General features: G+C 66.6%; 14 protein-coding genes and 2 tRNA genes. 10 read left to right on the plus strand and 6 right to left on the minus strand.

The genetic code is table 11. The features are described 5' to 3' along the window. Positions 1-17: 17 nt before the first annotated feature. The 5 genes from ACLBW1_RS02250 to rpmH all read right to left on the minus strand — a co-directional run bounded on the left by ACLBW1_RS02250 (position 18) and on the right by rpmH (position 2,942). The gene (locus ACLBW1_RS02250) at positions 18-632 is read right to left on the minus strand and encodes a Jag family protein (RefSeq protein ID WP_447809842.1); all 615 of its coding nucleotides are present in this window, start codon (positions 630-632) and stop codon (positions 18-20) included. Between the two features lie 84 nt (positions 633-716). Beyond that, positions 717-1,916 carry a membrane protein insertase YidC gene (gene yidC / locus ACLBW1_RS02255; protein WP_447809843.1) on the minus strand — a complete coding sequence of 400 codons (1,200 nt, stop codon included), beginning with the start codon at positions 1,914-1,916 and terminating at the stop codon, positions 717-719. Positions 1,917-1,920: 4 nt separating this feature from the next. After that, positions 1,921-2,331 (minus strand): membrane protein insertion efficiency factor YidD, encoded by a 411-nt coding sequence (gene yidD, locus ACLBW1_RS02260; RefSeq protein ID WP_447809844.1) that lies wholly within the window; start codon positions 2,329-2,331, stop codon positions 1,921-1,923. Continuing rightward, entirely contained in the window at positions 2,328-2,792 is a 465-nt protein-coding gene (gene rnpA / locus ACLBW1_RS02265; RefSeq protein WP_447809845.1) for a ribonuclease P protein component, read from the minus strand. Before rnpA ends, yidD begins: the two co-directional genes overlap by 4 nt. A gap of 6 nt (positions 2,793-2,798) precedes the next feature. Further along, on the minus strand, positions 2,799-2,942 hold the full coding sequence (rpmH, locus tag ACLBW1_RS02270) for a 50S ribosomal protein L34 (RefSeq protein WP_045824938.1): 144 nt from the start codon (positions 2,940-2,942) through the stop codon (positions 2,799-2,801). A gap of 605 nt (positions 2,943-3,547) precedes the next feature. Here rpmH and dnaA point away from each other — a divergent pair. From dnaA to ACLBW1_RS02320, 10 genes are all read left to right on the plus strand, one after another. Continuing rightward, positions 3,548-5,065 (plus strand): chromosomal replication initiator protein DnaA, encoded by a 1,518-nt coding sequence (dnaA, locus tag ACLBW1_RS02275; protein WP_447809846.1) that lies wholly within the window; start codon positions 3,548-3,550, stop codon positions 5,063-5,065. A 508-nt stretch (positions 5,066-5,573) separates the two neighbouring features. Continuing rightward, positions 5,574-6,737: a DNA polymerase III subunit beta gene (dnaN, locus tag ACLBW1_RS02280; protein ID WP_447809848.1), complete on the plus strand. Its 1,164-nt coding sequence runs from the start codon at positions 5,574-5,576 to the stop codon at positions 6,735-6,737. A gap of 66 nt (positions 6,738-6,803) precedes the next feature. Next, positions 6,804-7,694, plus strand: coding sequence for a phosphogluconate dehydrogenase (NAD(+)-dependent, decarboxylating) (gnd, locus tag ACLBW1_RS02285; RefSeq protein WP_447809849.1), 891 nt, complete (start codon positions 6,804-6,806; stop codon positions 7,692-7,694). A 6-nt stretch (positions 7,695-7,700) separates the two neighbouring features. Continuing rightward, a complete protein-coding gene (gene recF, locus ACLBW1_RS02290) occupies positions 7,701-8,891 on the plus strand; it encodes a DNA replication/repair protein RecF (RefSeq protein WP_447809850.1) in 1,191 nt (396 codons plus the stop codon). Beyond that, a complete protein-coding gene (locus tag ACLBW1_RS02295) occupies positions 8,888-9,430 on the plus strand; it encodes a DUF721 family protein (RefSeq protein ID WP_447809851.1) in 543 nt (180 codons plus the stop codon). The genes recF and ACLBW1_RS02295 overlap by 4 nt, the downstream gene beginning before the upstream one ends. A gap of 252 nt (positions 9,431-9,682) precedes the next feature. Beyond that, the gene (gyrB, locus tag ACLBW1_RS02300; RefSeq protein ID WP_447811109.1) at positions 9,683-11,815 is read left to right on the plus strand and encodes a DNA topoisomerase (ATP-hydrolyzing) subunit B; all 2,133 of its coding nucleotides are present in this window, start codon (positions 9,683-9,685) and stop codon (positions 11,813-11,815) included. A 54-nt stretch (positions 11,816-11,869) separates the two neighbouring features. Next, positions 11,870-14,383, plus strand: coding sequence for a DNA gyrase subunit A (gene gyrA / locus ACLBW1_RS02305; RefSeq protein ID WP_447809852.1), 2,514 nt, complete (start codon positions 11,870-11,872; stop codon positions 14,381-14,383). Positions 14,384-14,445: 62 nt separating this feature from the next. Beyond that, entirely contained in the window at positions 14,446-15,558 is a 1,113-nt protein-coding gene (locus ACLBW1_RS02310) for a DUF3566 domain-containing protein (protein ID WP_447809853.1), read from the plus strand. 54 nt (positions 15,559-15,612) lie between these two features. Beyond that, a tRNA-Ile gene (locus ACLBW1_RS02315) sits at positions 15,613-15,686 on the plus strand. 125 nt (positions 15,687-15,811) lie between these two features. Further along, positions 15,812-15,884, plus strand: a tRNA-Ala gene (locus ACLBW1_RS02320). A gap of 25 nt (positions 15,885-15,909) precedes the next feature. Here the strand turns inward: ACLBW1_RS02320 and ACLBW1_RS02325 are convergent. Further along, positions 15,910-16,152 (minus strand): DUF4190 domain-containing protein, encoded by a 243-nt coding sequence (locus ACLBW1_RS02325; RefSeq protein ID WP_447809854.1) that lies wholly within the window; start codon positions 16,150-16,152, stop codon positions 15,910-15,912. Positions 16,153-16,379 lie beyond the last annotated feature (227 nt).

The following is a 16,379-nucleotide window of genomic DNA, read 5'->3' on the forward strand; positions in this document are numbered from 1 at the left end:
GGGGAGTGGGGAAGTCGTCAGCGCTTGAGGACCACCACGTGACGCTTGGGCTCGACACCCTCGCTCTCGCTGATCACACCGTCGACCGCGGCGACCGCATCGTGGACGATCTTCCGCTCGAAGGGCGTCATGGCGTCGAGCTCCTCGCGGCCACCGTTCTCGGCCACGCGCTGGGCCACCTCTGTCCCGAGAGCAGAGAGGCGCTGCCGGCGGTCGGCGCGCCAGCTCGCGACGTCGAGCATGAGCCGTGACCGTTCTCCCGTCACCTGCTGTACCGCCAGTCGCGTGAGCTCCTGCAGGGCGTCGAGAACCTCACCGTTCTTACCGACCAGCTTCACCAGATCACGACCGCCGTCGATGCTGACGATCGCACGGTCACCGTCGACGTCGAGATCGATGTCGCCATCGAAGTCGAGGAGGTCGAGCAGCTGCTCGAGGTAGTCACCGGCCACCTCACCTTCCTCGACGAGAGGATCGTCGCCATCGGCTGCATCGCCATCGGCAGCGTCGACCGCGTCACCGCCGTCAGACTCCGCGTCGGACGGCGTGTCGGATGTGCGGGCGTCATCGACGACGGCGTCGTCGTTGGTCTCGATCTCGGCGACGTCGGCGTCGCTCGTCTCTGCCGTCATGTGTTCTCACCTTCGAATCGTGTGTGTACAGGTCAGTTAGCCGACCGGCGCGGAGCGGTCGAGCGGGGGAGCGGCGCGCAGGAGTCAGCGTCGCTTTCGTCTGCGTTGCTGTGTCGTGGCCGGCTTCTGCCCCGGACGTGGCTTCGCACCGGCACCGGCCTTGGAGCCGCCGGCCGATCCGTTCGATGCGCTGCCGCCGGACCCGCCGGTCTTGCCGTTGCTCTTCGAGAGATCGGGTGCCGAACCATTGCCGTTCGACGCCGCTGTGGCGCCCTTGTCCGTCACCGTCTTGCCGTTGCCGTTCGTCGCGGACCCGTTGGACTCCACGACCGTGTCTGCCGCACCGGCGTCGGACTTCTTCTTCGTGCGATCGGGACGGGCACCGGGCTTGGGCGCGTTGGCCTTCAGCTTCTCCTGCTTGGCGGCCTTCTTCTCCTCGTCTTCCTTCTCGATGCGGTTGAAGACGATGTGCTGCTGGCCGTAGGTCCACAGGTTGTTGCTCACCCAGTACAGAAGGATGGCGACGGGGAAGAACGCACCGGACACGAGGATGCCCAGCGGGAAGACGTACAGGGCGAGCTTGTTCATGATCGCGGTCTGGGGATTCTCCAGCGCCGCCGCACCCTGACGAGCGACCGAGGCCCGCGAGTTCATGTGCGTCGCGATCGACGAGATGATCACGAGCGGGATCACGAGATAGATGATGTGGTTGCGCGTGAAGTCGATGACACCGTCGGCGCTGAAGGCGACCCATTCGGATTTGGGCTGCGAGATCGCCGCCGACAGGGGCACACCGAACAACCGGGCGTCGAGGAAGTTCTGGACCTGGTCGGCGTTGAACGCATAGTTGCCGATCGACCGTGTCTCCGGCGCCGTCATACCGAGCTGGCCGAAACCGGTACCCATGCGGTTGAACGAGCGCAGGACGTGGAAGAGACCGATGAACACCGGGATCTGCGCCAGCATCGGGAGACAACCCAGCAGGGGGTTGAAACCGTGCTCCTTCTGGAGCTTCTGCATCTCCTCGGTCATCTTGACGCGATCCTTGGCGTACTTCTTCCGGATCGCCTGCAGCTGCGGCTGGATCTCCTGCATCTGCCGCGTGGTGCGGATCTGTTTCACGAACGGCTTGTAGAGGATCGCGCGCAGTGTGAAGACCAGGAAGATCACCGAGAGTGCCCACGCGATCCCGCTGCCGCCGGGGGAGTCGGGGAGGATGTGGCTGAACACCCAGTGCCAAACCCACATGATTCCCGAGACCGGCCAGTAGATGAAGTTGAGCACGGTGTCAGTTGCTCCTCACTGCGTCGGAGACGCACCTTGTATCAGCGTCGGAGACGCACCTAGTCGAGGCGTCGGAGACGCACCTAGTCGAGGCGTCGGAGACGCACCTTGTATCAGCGTCGGTGACGCGGGGGTCAGAGTCGTCATCGGCCGGCGCACCGGTCACCAGTCCATGGTGCCTGTTCCGCTCGGGGACGGGGTCGTAGCCGGGTCTGTGCCAGGGGCCGCATTTGAGCAGACGCCAGACTGCGAGCGCGCCACCGCGGATCGCTCCCCATTCGTCGAGGGCTTCCACGGCATAGGTGCTGCAGGTCGGCTCGAACCGGCAGCTCGGCATCCGGGTCGGCGAGATCCAGGTCTGGTAGGTGCGCACCAGGAAGATCAGCGACCGGCGGAGCCAGCTGCCGGGGCTCACGATGCCGCGCCTGGGGCGGCGGTCGGGACCGGGCTCGTCAGTCCCGATCTCTCCATCGCCGCCGAAAGTTGCTGTGCCAGAACCGCTTCCGTCACGTGCGCGGCGTTGGGGAGGGCCCGCACGACCACGGTCGACGGGGTGCTGATGCCCTCGAGCACCCGGGCGCTGGCGGCGCGCAGGCGCCGGGCGACGGCATGTCTGACGACTGCGTTCCCGACGGATTTGCTGACGATCAGGCCGACACGGGGCCCACGGGGTTCGGCGACGTCGATCCGGACACCGCGTGGGTCCGGCCACTCGTTCGGGGTGGTCAACACATAGGTCATCAGGTCATGACGACGGACGCGCACTCCATGTCGAAGTGTGCGACTGAAGTCGGACCGCTGGGAGATCCGCTGATGTCGGGCGAGCACCGGTGTGTTCGACAGTGCGTACGCGTCGAGCACGACGCGTACGGACATGACGAATCAGGCAGTCAGGCCCGCGCGGCCCTTGCGACGACGGCCGTTGACGATGGCACGTCCGGCACGTGTCCGCATGCGCAGACGGAATCCGTGCACGCGTGCGCGGCGACGGTTGTTCGGCTGAAAGGTCCGCTTGCCCTTGGCCACGGGAACTCCTCGTTGTCGGGGCGCCGGAGAGGACATGCGCCCTCGACACCCGTTTATCTGGTGGTCTCATGCCGGGGGAGAGCCTCTCCACGCGCGTCTGCCTCGACCGGTGATGCCACGATGAGATCGGGGACCCGGGAGCAGGCAGCGCGCACGAGAAAACCCACTCCTCGGCGACCGTTCGAGAGTACTGACCGTCCCGAAGCCGGTCAAACCGTCGACGAGGGCGTTCGCGGGTCGTCGGCGCGGGGGCACAAACCACGCGACCTGCGGTGACACGCCGTCGACACGCGGTACCGGGATCTCAGGCCGCACATGTGCTCGCCGAACGGTTGAGACTGCGTCGGACGTCTGTTAGCTTTCCACGAGCACATCGTTCGACAGGGATCCGCTCGATCCTCGTGAGGCCTGGGGACAACCCGCCACCGAGGGCCTCCGGTCCCTCCCGATGTCGTCGGCGCCGCGATGGTATGGCCTGGTCGACGCCTCTTCCGTATCTGTCCACACCTGTGGATAACCGTGTGGACAAACGTCGACGGTTACGCGACGATGGGCCACGCGGTACGGCCCACCACGGACGATCGCCGCCTCGAGGAGGGGTCACGATGAGTTCCGACCGCGACACCTTCGGCGACATCTGGCAACAGGTCCTCGTCGAACTCACCGCCGACGACACCCTGGGGGATTCGCTCACCCGGCAGCAGAAGGCCTGGCTGTCCCTGGTGCAGCCTCTGACCCTCGCCGAAGGGTTCGCGTTGCTCGCGGTGCCGTCGGCTCTCGTCCAGGAGCAGATCGAGCGCACTCTCCGGGAGCCAATCCGTGCATCGCTGAGCCGACACCTCGGCGCAGAGGTCGATCTCGGGGTCCGCATCGATGCCGATGCGGCGTCTGCCTCCGCCGGTCACCAGACCCTCGATGTGAGCGCCGCGCTCGACACCCTCCCCGACACGTTCGCCGATCGCCGCGACGCCAACGACTACCTCCACGACACTCCCCGCATCGACGGAGTGCTCGGCAGCGGTCTCCCGCCGGCCGACGGTCGCTCCGCCGACGGTGACTGGTCGACGTATTTCCATCCCGGCCCCGGCGAGCCCAGCAGCCTGAACCCGAAGTACACCTTCGACACCTTCGTGATCGGGGCGTCCAACCGTTTCGCACACGCCGCGGCGGTCGCGATCTCCGAGGCGCCTGCCCGCGCGTACAACCCGCTGTTCATCTGGGGTGAGTCGGGACTGGGCAAGACGCACCTGCTGCATGCGGCCGGTCACTATGCGCAGCGCCTCTTCCCCGGTATGCGCGTGAAGTACGTGTCGACCGAGGAATTCACCAACGACTTCATCAACTCTCTGCGCGACGACCGTCGGGTGGCGTTCAAGCGTCGCTACCGCGACGTCGACGTGCTGCTCGTCGACGACATCCAGTTCTTGGTCGGCAAGGAAGGTATCCAGGAGGAGTTCTTCCACACCTTCAACACACTGCACAACGCGAACAAACAGATCGTGGTGTCGTCGGATCGCCCGCCCAAGCAGCTGGCGACCCTCGAGGACCGGCTGCGGACACGGTTCGAGTGGGGACTCATCACCGATGTGCAACCGCCCGAACTCGAGACCCGCATCGCCATCCTCCGCAAGAAGGCGCAGATGGACAGCCTGCAGGTCCCCGACGACGTGCTGGAGCTCATCGCCTCGAAGATCGAACGCAACATCCGTGAACTCGAAGGCGCACTGATCCGCGTGACCGCCTTCGCGTCGCTGAACAACGCCGAACTGAACCTCGCCCTGGCCGAGATCGTCCTGCAGGCGCTGCTGCCCGACACCGGCAACGTCGAGATCAACGCGCCGGCCATCCTCGCCATCACCGCGGAGTACTTCGGTATCAGCGTCGACGAGCTGCGGGGGCCGGGAAAGACTCGGTCCCTCGCCCAGGCGCGCCAGATCTCGATGTATCTGTGTCGTGAACTCACCGATCTCTCGTTGCCGAAGATCGGCGAGACCTTCGATCGCGACCACACCACGGTCATGTACGCGGACAAGAAGATCCGCAAGGAGATGGCGGAGCGTCGCAAGGTCTACGACTACGTCCAGGAACTCACCGCGCGCATCAAACAACGCTCGCGCACCTGATCCGCACCGTCTCCCACACCTCATCTCTCGACCTCCGGTCGAGACCGCATCACACCTCCGCGAGCCGTGCACAGGCATCGTTCTGTCGTTCCCCAGCTGTGGATAACTCGGTGGATAACCACCGCAAACTGTGGAACAACGGTGGACCGACGTGAACGAACAACAACACGTACACAACGCGGCGCCGAACCACAGCCGACACTCCACCTGCCATACACAGACCTGCACCGCCTCCGAACTGCACGGGATGGGGTCGGTCCACAGATTCCACAGTGCCTATGACTATTGATATTCACTCTCTTTCACTTCTCTTTATAAGAAGCGATGTGCACAGAGTCGTCTGTCCACACCCCTCGCCACACACGCCGTCACCTGCTCGGGTGCAAGCTCCACCCGTTTGCCACGATCGGCCCCGGTCCGTTCTAGAGTGGTGCCCACTGGCCGACGCAGGATCGACCGATCGACACCGACAGGGAAGGGCATTCGTCGCTATGGAGGGTCGATCGCTGTGAAGTTCCGTGTGACACGCGACGAATTCGCCGACTCCGTGGCGTGGGTCGCCCGCAGCCTGCCCAGCCGGCCCCCGGTCCCGGTCCTCGGCTGCGTGGTGCTCACCGCTGGCGACACCGGTCTGACCGTCTCGGGTTTCGACTACGAGGTCTCGGCCCAGGTCGACATCTCGGCTGAGGTCGCCGACGAGGGCCGCGTGCTGGTCTCGGGCAAGCTCCTCGCCGACATCACACGCGCGTTGCCGGCCAAGCCGGTCGATGTCGCACTCGACGGGTCGCGCGTCGCGATCACCTGTGGCAGTTCGCGTTTCTCGCTGCCGACCATGCCGGTCGAGGACTATCCCACGCTGCCCGAGGTGCCGACGGTCACCGGTACCGTGCCCGCCGAGGTCTTCGCCGAGGCCATCACCCAGGTGGCGATCGCCGCAGGCAAGGACGACACCCTGCCGATGCTGACCGGTATCCGTGTGGAGATCGAGAACGACACCGTCGTCCTCGCCGCCACCGACAGGTTCCGCCTCGCGGTCCGCGAACTCACGTGGCAGCCCACCTCCGGCGACACCGCCGCGGTCCTCGTCCCGGCCAAGACCCTCTCGGAGTCGGCCAAGTCCGCGGGCTCCGACGGTTCTCCCGTGTCGCTCGCCCTCGGGTCGGCCGGCAGCATCGGCAGCGACGGTCTTCTGGGCATCCTCGGCCAGGGTCGCCAGACCACCACTCGTCTTCTCGACGCGGAGTTCCCGAAATTCCGGCAGCTGCTGCCGCCTTCGCACACCTCGATGGCGACCATCGAGATCAGCGCCCTGACCGACGCGATCAAGCGCGTCGCGCTCGTCGCCGAGCGTGGTGCGCAGGTGCGCCTGGAGTTCACCGACGGGTCGGTGCTGCTCACCGCCGGCGGTGACGACGCGGGCAAGGCCGAGGAGGAGGTGCCCGTGTCGTTCTACGGCGATCCCCTCACCATCGCCTTCAACCCGACCTATCTGCTCGACGGGTTGGCGGCGCTGCACACGACGGCGGTGGACTTCGGGTTCACCACCCCGAGCCGTCCGGCCGTGTTGCGTCCCTCCACCGGTGATGCACCGGTGCCCGACGACAGTGGGGCCTACGCCGCACCGGCCAGCGACTTCACGTATCTGCTGATGCCGGTCCGTCTCCCGGGCTGATCGACACCGCACGCCCGGCTCGTTGATGCGCCGGTGCCGCACCGTTTTTCGACGAGAGGACGCGCCATGCAACTCGGCCTGATCGGTCTGGGCAAGATGGGTGCCAACATGCGCGAGCGCATCAAGGGTGCCGGGCACGAGGTGATCGGCTACGACCCGCGCCCGGAGGTCACCGACGTCCCGTCGTTGGAGGAACTGGCCGGCGCGTTGTCGGCGCCCCGCGTCGTGTGGGTCATGGTCCCCTCCGGCGCCCCGACCCGCGAGACGGTCGAGAAGCTGTCCGAGGTGCTCTCGCCCGGCGACCTGGTGATCGACGGAGGCAACTCCCGCTACACCGACGACGCGCCGCATGCAGAACTGTTGGACACCAAGGGGATCGGCTACATCGACTGCGGTGTGTCAGGTGGTGTGTGGGGACTCGCGAACGGGTACGGGCTGATGGCCGGCGGCGCGCCCGACCACATCGAACGCGCCATGCCCATCTTCGACGCCCTGCGTCCCGAGGGCGACCGTGCCGACGGTTTCGTCCACGCCGGTCCGGTCGGTGCCGGGCACTACGCGAAGATGGTGCACAACGGCATCGAGTACGGGCTGATGCACGCCTACGGCGAAGGCTACGAACTGTTGACCGCCGAGCCGCTCATCGACGATGTCGCCGGGACACTGCAGGCGTGGACGCACGGCACCGTGATCCGTTCGTGGCTGCTGGATCTGCTCGTGAAAGCGCTGCAGGAAGATCCCGGACTCGCCGAGATCTCCGACTACACCACCGATTCCGGTGAGGGTCGCTGGACGGTGGAGGAGGCGATCCGCCACTCGGTGCCGGCCAACGTCATCTCCGCTGCTCTCTTCGCCCGGTTCGCGTCGCGGCAGGAGAACGGCTCACCGACACTCAAGGCCGTCTCGGCGTTGCGCAACCAGTTCGGCGGCCACTCGGTGAAGCCGTCCGGTAGCTGAGAGCACGTGTTCGTCCGCACCCTGCGGCTGCGTGACTTCCGCTCGTGGAACGAGGTGTCGGTCGATCTCGCCCCGGAACCCACCATCTTCGTGGGACACAACGGCTTCGGGAAGACCAATCTGGTCGAATCGCTGCAGTACCTCACGACGCTACGGTCACATCGGGTGAGCACAGACGCCTCGTTGGTCCGCACCGGCGCAGCGTCGGCGATGGCGTCGGCGACGGTCGTCAACGGCGGCCGTGAGCTGACGGCCGAGGTACAGATCACTCCGGGCCGGGCCAATCGCGCCACGGTCAACGGTGCGCCGTCGCGGCGGGCACGCGACATCGTGGGCATCCTGCGGACGGTGCTCTTCGCGCCCGAGGATCTGGCGTTGATCCGCGGCGAGCCCGCCGACAGACGTCGATTCGCCGATGAACTCGCCGCGCTCGCCGGGCCGCGCATGGTCGCGGCACGCAGTGACTACGACAGGGTGTTACGACAACGATCCGCACTGCTGAAAACCGCTGCGGCGGCGATGCGTTCGGGCGGCGAGTCGGCGGCGTCGGTGATCAGCACCCTCGACGTGTGGGACACGCAGTTGGCCCGGTTCGGTGCCGAGGTCACCGCCGGCCGTATCGACGTCGTGGACCGACTGGGGCCGTTGGTGGCGGCCGAGTACGCGGCGCTCGCGCCGCATTCGCGGCCGGTCGATCTGCGATACCGGCCGAGCGTGGGCGACGACATCGTGCCGACGGACGGATCGGCCGCCGATGTCGACTACATCGAGGCCGTGCTGTTGACGCGATTGGTCGAGGCCCGCAAGAAGGAGATCGAACGTGGGGTGTGTCTGGTCGGACCGCACCGCGACGACATCGACGTGGTGATCGCCGGTCAGGTCGCGAAAGGGTTTGCCAGTCACGGCGAATCGTGGTCGTTGGCGTTGGCGTTGCGTCTGGGTTCGGTGGAGTTCATCCGGTCCGACGGCGCTGAGCCCGTGGTGATGCTCGACGATGTGTTCGCCGAACTCGACGCCTCGCGGCGGGCTGCGCTGTCGCGTTTCACGGCGTCGGTGGAGCAGGTCATCATCACCGCGGCGGTCGCCGAGGACATCCCGTCCGACATCGGCGGGCGTCGTATCGCGGTGGGGGTGCGGGAGTCGTCGCCGGAGTCCGGTGGCCGGGAGTCGTACCTGGTGGAGGAGGGCAGCCTGTGAGCGAGGGATCGCAGAAGAGTCCGGACGAGCCGAGCAGCGGCCACGCGATGGCGCGCAAGGCGCTCGAAGAAGCTCGCAACGATGCGCGTGCGGCGGGAAAATCGGTCGGCCAGGGGCGGTCGTCGCCGCCCCGCCGTCGGTCACCCCGCCGTCGGGGCGGTTACTCCGGCGCAGGGCCCGACCCCCGGGACCCGCAGCCGCTGGGTCGGCTCACCGGTTCGCTGTCGCGGGACCGCGGGTGGGGCGAGAAGATCGGCGAGGGCACGGTGTTCGGGGCCTGGGCGAGGATCGTGGGGCCCGACATCTCGGCGCACGCCCAGCCGACCGACCTCCGCGACAAGATCCTCTACGTCACCGCCGAATCGACCGCCTGGGCGACGCAACTGCGCCTGATCCAGGGCCAGATCATCGCGAAGATCGCCGCGGCCGTGGGGAACGGCGTGGTCACGCAGTTGCGGATCACCGGCCCGAAGGCGCCGTCGTGGCGCAAGGGGGAGCGTCACGTTCGAGGCCGCGGGCCCCGCGACACGTACGGCTGAGACTGCCCTTCAGACGTGCGCGGCGGTGTGTGACCACAACCGCCCCTAGGAAATGTCGAGAAATTCCGTCTGTGGGCGCGTCAGACACCATGGACGGCCGTTCTCGGACGCCTGAGGCAGTACTATGGAGCGAGTGCCCCGAGAGGGGTTTCGCACGTACGCACGTCCCGAGCGATTGAGGAGCGGACCCCACCCGTGGCCGACACCAGCGACATCCCCGACAACGAGAACTCCGCGGCGACCCCATCATCGATGTCACAGCCGGAGAAGTCCCCCGCCGAGAAGGCGGCCCCGAAGAAGGCGCCCTCCAAGAAGGCCGGGACCAGCAGCTACGGCGCCGACTCCATCTCCATTCTCGAAGGTCTCGAAGCGGTCCGCAAGCGTCCTGGCATGTACATCGGTTCGACCGGTGAGCGCGGTCTGCACCACCTCATCTGGGAGGTCGTGGACAACTCGGTCGACGAGGCGATGGCCGGCCACGCCAGCAAGGTCGACGTGAAGCTGCTGGCCAACGGGGGAGTGGAGGTCATCGACGACGGCCGCGGCATCCCCGTCGAGATGCACAAGACCGGCGTCCCGACCGTCGAGGTCGTCATGACCCAGCTCCACGCGGGCGGCAAGTTCGACTCCGATTCGTATGCGGTGTCAGGTGGTCTGCACGGTGTCGGCATCTCGGTGGTGAACGCGCTGTCGACGAAGGTGGAGCTCGAGATCGACCGCGACGGCTTCCACTGGTCGCAGACGTACAACTACGCCAAGCCCGCGCAGCTCGTGAAGGGTTCGGCCACCCGCCGTAAGGGCACGACCACCCGGTTCTGGGCCGATCCCGAGATCTTCGAGACCACGGACTACAGCTTCGAGACGATCTCGCGGCGGTTGCAGGAGATGGCGTTCCTCAACAAGGGACTCACCATCACCCTCACCGATGAGCGTCCCGCGCAGATCGGGAACGACAGCGAGGACATCGAGACCGCCGAGGCGCCCAAGAGCCAGGCCGAACTCGACAGCGAGGCAGCAGCAGAGGTCTCCGATGTCATCGACATCGCCGACACCGCCGGTGAGACGGTACGCAAGGAGGTCTCGGGCAAGCCTCGCACGAAGACCTACCACTACCCGGGCGGGCTCGAGGACTACGTCGCCCACCTGAACCGGACCAAGTCGGCGGTCCACAACTCGATCGTCGCGTTCACCGCGAAAGGCACCGGCCACGAGCTCGAGGTCGCGATGCAGTGGAACGACAGCTACTCCGAGTCGGTGCACACCTTCGCCAACACCATCAACACCCACGAGGGCGGTACCCACGAGGAGGGTTTCCGGTCGGCGCTGACCAGCACGGTGAACAAGTACGCGCTCGACAAGAAGCTGATCAGGGAGAAAGACGTCAAGCTCACCGGTGACGACATCCGCGAGGGACTCGCCGCGGTCATCTCGGTACGGGTCTCCGATCCCCAGTTCGAGGGCCAGACGAAGACCAAGCTCGGCAACACCGAGGTGAAGAGCTTCGTGCAGAAGGTGGCGAACGAACACCTCTCGCACTGGCTCGAATCGAATCCGGCCGAGGCGAAGTTGATCATCAACAAGGCGGTCGGCTCGGCGCAGGCTCGTCTCGCCGCACGGAAGGCGCGGGAACTGGTCCGCAAGAAGAGCGCCAACGACATCGGCGGTATGCCCGGCAAGCTCGCCGACTGCCGCAGCAACGACCCCGCCAAGTGCGAGGTGTACATCGTGGAGGGCGACTCGGCCGGCGGCAGCGCCAAGTCGGGCCGCGACTCGATGTACCAGGCGATCCTTCCCATCCGGGGCAAGATCATCAACGTCGAGAAGGCCCGCATCGACCGGGTGCTCAAGAACACCGAGGTCCAGTCGATCATCACCGCCTTCGGCACCGGCATCCACGACGAGTTCGATCTGGCGAAGCTGCGTTATCACAAGATCGTGTTGATGGCCGACGCCGATGTCGACGGTCAGCACATCTCGACGCTGCTGCTCACCCTGCTGTTCCGTTTCATGCGTCCCCTCGTGGAGCACGGCCACGTGTACCTGGCCCAGCCGCCGCTGTTCAAGCTCAAGTGGCAGAAGGGGGCCGCGGCAGAGTTCGCGTACTCCGACCGCGAACGCGACGGACTGCTCGAGGCGGGACGCGCCGCGGGCAAGAAGATCAACACCGACGACGGCATCCAGCGCTACAAGGGTCTCGGCGAGATGAACGCCAAGGAACTGTGGGAGACCACCATGGACCCGACGGTCCGCGTGCTGCGTCAGGTGACGCTCGACGATGCCGCCGCCGCCGACGAACTGTTCAGCGTGCTGATGGGTGAGGACGTCGTCGCCCGCCGCAGTTTCATCGCCCGCAACGCTCGCGACGTCCGCTTCCTCGACGTCTGATCGCTCGGTTGCGTTTCACGTGAAACACGCCGGGAGTACAACGAAAGTGATCCGATGACTGACACCACCCTGCCGCCGGGCGGCACCACCGACAGCTCCGGCGGCGACCGCGTCGAACCGGTCGACATCCAGCAGGAGATGCAGCGGAGCTACATCGACTACGCCATGAGCGTGATCGTCGGCCGCGCGCTGCCCGAGGTGCGCGACGGCCTCAAGCCGGTGCACCGCCGCCTGCTCTACGCGATGGGCGACGCCGGCTTCCGCCCGGACCGCAGCTACGTCAAGTGCGCGAAACCCGTTGCCGAGACGATGGGTAACTACCATCCGCACGGCGACACCGCGATCTACGACGCACTGGTGCGCCTCGCGCAGCCGTGGTCGATGCGGTACCCGCTGATCGACGGGCAGGGCAACTTCGGTTCGCGCGGCGACGACGGTGCGGCCGCCATGCGGTACACCGAGGCACGACTCACGCCGCTCGCGATGGAGATGTTGCGCGACATCGACGAGGAGACAGTCGATTTCACGCCGAACTACGACGGCAAGACCATGGAGCCGACGGTGCTCCCGAGCCGGATCCCGAACCTGTTGATCAATGGGTCGGGAGGCATCGCGGTGGGTATGGCCACGAACATGCCCCCGCACAACCTCACCGAGGTGGCCGACGCCGTGTTCTGGGCGCTCGACAACCACGAGGCCGACGAGGAGACGACCCTCGCTGCATGCATGGAACGCATCAAGGGACCCGACTTCCCGACCGCGGGCCTCATCGTCGGCTCGCAGGGCATCATCGACGCCTACACCACCGGCCGCGGCAGCATCCGCATGCGCGGTGTGGTCGATGTGCAGGAATCGAGCACCGGCGCAACGACATTGGTCATCACCGAGCTGCCGTATCAGGTCAACCCGGATCGTATGAACCAGTCGATCAAGGAGCAGGTCAACGACGGCAAGCTCAAGGGCATCAGCAAGATCGAGGACCATTCCTCCGATCGCGTGGGCATGCGGATCGTCATCACCCTCAAGCGCGACGCAGTCGCGAAGGTCGTGCTGAACAACCTCTACAAGCACAGCCAGCTGCAGACCAGTTTCGGCGCCAACATGCTGTCGATCGTCGACGGTGTCCCGCGCACGCTCCGCCTCGACCAGATGATCCGCTTCTACGTGGCCCATCAGCTCGACGTCATCATCCGACGCACGCGTTACCGGTTGCGCAAGGCCGAGGAGCGGGCCCACATCCTGCGCGGTCTGGTCAAGGCCCTCGACGCCCTCGACGACGTCATCGCGCTGATCCGCCGCTCGCCGAACACCGAGGAGGCGCGTGCCGGCCTCATCACGCTGCTCGACATCGACGAGATCCAGGCCGACGCCATCCTCGCGATGCAGCTACGCCGTCTGTCGGCGCTCGAACGCCAGCGGATCATCGATGATCTCGCGGCCATCGAGCTCGAGATCGCCGACTACCTCGACATCCTCGCCAAACCCGAACGCCAGCGCGCGATCGTGCGTGACGAGCTGACCGAGGTCGTCGACAAGTTCGGCGACGAGCGCCGCACGCGGATCATCGCCGCCGACGGCGACGTGACCGACGAGGATCTCATCGCCCGCGAGGACGTGGTGGTCACCATCACCGAGACCGGCTACGCCAAGCGCACCAAGACCGACCTCTACCGGAGCCAGCGCCGTGGCGGCAAGGGTGTCCAGGGCGCGGGTCTCAAGCAGGACGACATCGTCCGGCACTTCTTCGTGTGTTCCACCCACGACTGGATCCTGTTCTTCACCACCAAGGGCCGGGTCTACCGGGCCAAGGCCTACGAGTTGCCCGAGGCCAACCGGACGGCCCGCGGACAGCACGTGGCGAACCTGCTGGCCTTCCAGCCCGAGGAACGCATCGCACAGGTCATCCAGATCAAGAGCTACGAGGACGCGCCCTACCTCGTCCTCGCGACGCGCGGCGGCCTCGTGAAGAAGTCGCGTCTCGTCGACTTCGACTCGAGCCGTTCCGGCGGCATCATCGCGGTGAACCTGCGCGGCGAGGACGAACTCGTCGGGGCGCAACTGTGCAGTTCGTCCGACGACCTCCTGCTCGTGTCGACGAAGGGCCAGTCGATCCGGTTCAGCGCCACCGACGAGGCGCTGCGCCCGATGGGTCGCCAGACCTCCGGCGTGCAGGGCATGCGGTTCAACGACGACGACCAGCTGCTGTCGCTCAACGTGGTCGTCGAGGGGACCTATCTGCTGGTGGCGACGGCCGGCGGTTACGCCAAGCGCACGGCGATGGACGACTACCCGGTGCAGGGTCGCGGCGGCAAGGGCGTGCTCACCATCCAGTACGACCGCAGACGCGGCGAGCTGGTCGGCGCGCTCATCGTCGACGACAACAGCGAGGTCTACGCCATCACCTCGGGCGGTGGCGTGATCCGTACGCTGGCGAAGCAGGTGCGCAAGGCCGGTCGTCAGACCAAGGGCGTCCGCCTGATGAACCTCGATGAAGGAACTACGCTCTTGGCAATCGCCCGCAACGCCGACGAGCCCGATGAGATCGACGGCGCGTCCGACGGGCGATAGCGCGGGGACATCGTCTCCATCGGTAGACACGCCCACCGCACACACGAGGTGAAGGAATCCAGGTGACCACACCCAACGAGCCCGACGGACAGCGCACGGGGTCCGACTCTCGACAAGGTGCGTCTCCGACGCAGGCCGGTGGCCCCCACGGCGATCGCACGCCCGACGATCGCGGTACCTCCACCGGTGAGTGGTCGCGCAACCCCGGGCGCCCCGGGGCGTCGGTGGTCGACCGACCGCAGGGCGAGGCGAACGGCAGGGACCCCGAGAGCAGCAACGCGGCAGGTGACCCACGTCCCGCGCAGGGGACACCGGACGCCGACGCACTGCGTCCGTCGTCCGGTACCGGTGCCGGCGGCAAGCCGCCGTGGCAACGTGTCGGTTCGCAACTGCCGCCGACCGGTGGTCCGGTGCAACCGAACCGCTCCGACCCGTCGCCGGCGGCCGCGCAGGCCCCGGGCACCCAGCAGACGACGAACCCGAAGCCGTACCGGCCGTTGGTGACGGGGACCGCCGCACCCAAGCCCCCCGGTCAGGACTCGGCCGCGCAGACCGCGCGGGCACCGATCTCCAAGCTCGATGCGCAGGGCAACGTGGGCCAGTCGGGACAGGGACAGGCCGGCCGGGGTCGGAACTCGTTGGCCGGCAAGGTGATCGACGGACCCACCCGCAACATCGACCGCAGCGACATTCCCGAGGATCTGCCCGATCTCGACGCGATCCATCACCCGACCGCGGCGCCCACCGCACAGGCCTCGCAGTCGTCGGCGGCGTTCCGGTCGGTGGAGTCGGTGGCCCCGGGTCCCCGTGGCCCGTTGCGTGCGGCCGTCCAACTCCGGCGGGTCGATCCGTGGTCGACGTTCAAGATCTCGTCGGTGCTCGCGATCGCTCTCTTCCTGATCTGGATGATCGCGATCGGCGTCCTCTACGTGATCCTCGACGGCATGGGCGTCTGGGACCAGGTCAACAGCTCGTTCGGGACGCTGGTGTCAAGCGACACCACCGCCGACACCTCGTTCCAGATCACCGCGGGAGGTGTGTTCGGCATCGCCGCGCTCATCGGCGCGGTATACGTCGTGGTGTTCACCGCCCTGACCACGGTGGGCGCGTTCATCTACAACATGAGCGCCGACCTCGTGGGCGGTGTGGAGATCACCCTGGCCGACCGCGACTGAACAGAGCCGGTTTTGTTTCTGACGCGGTCAGTCGGTAATCTTTCCGAGGTTCACGGGCCTATAGCTCAGGCGGTTAGAGCGCTTCGCTGATAACGAAGAGGTCGGAGGTTCAAGTCCTCCTAGGCCCACGTGGTCAAGGTCGTTTTCGTGGTGGTCGGGCTGGTGTCGGCGGTCGTCGTCGGGCTCGTCACCGAGTCGAAGCGGAACACGATCGTGTGGCATTCCCTCCCCACCCGCTAGAGCGATCTGGCACGGGGCCTTAGCTCAGTTGGTAGAGCGCTGCCTTTGCAAGGCAGATGTCAGGAGTTCGAATCTCCTAGGCTCCACAACCACTTCCACGCACGCCGCGCGTCACGAACCCTGGCCGGCGATGGCGAAGTACACCACCAGGCACAGCACCGCGGCGAAGATGTAGAACCATCCGATCCACAGCGCCGCGGTCGCCAGCGACGAGCCCTGTTCCTTGCTCTCACGGATCTGCCTGCGAGACACGTACGCGCAGATGACACCGAACACCGACGTGATCCCCAGGAACGACAGGATCAGCGCGACGACGGACAGCTTGTTGGTCGAGTTGCGGGGTGCGGCGCTCATCGCCTCCGGCTCCTGCTCGGCTCCGGTGTCGCTGAACTCTGCGGGACGGTAGGGATCATGGACTTCTGTCTGTGCCTCGGAGGGGTGGGGACCGGAGGACGGCTCAGCCGGACGACGTTCGGACATCATCGAATACGCGGCATTCGCGGTCGCCCCGGGGCCGCTCAGCACACCGGGCGGCTGCGCGCGGGTCTGCGACCCGTCTCGGTCGAACGACGGGCGCTGTT

Source organism: Williamsia sp. M5A3_1d (assembly GCF_053345315.1).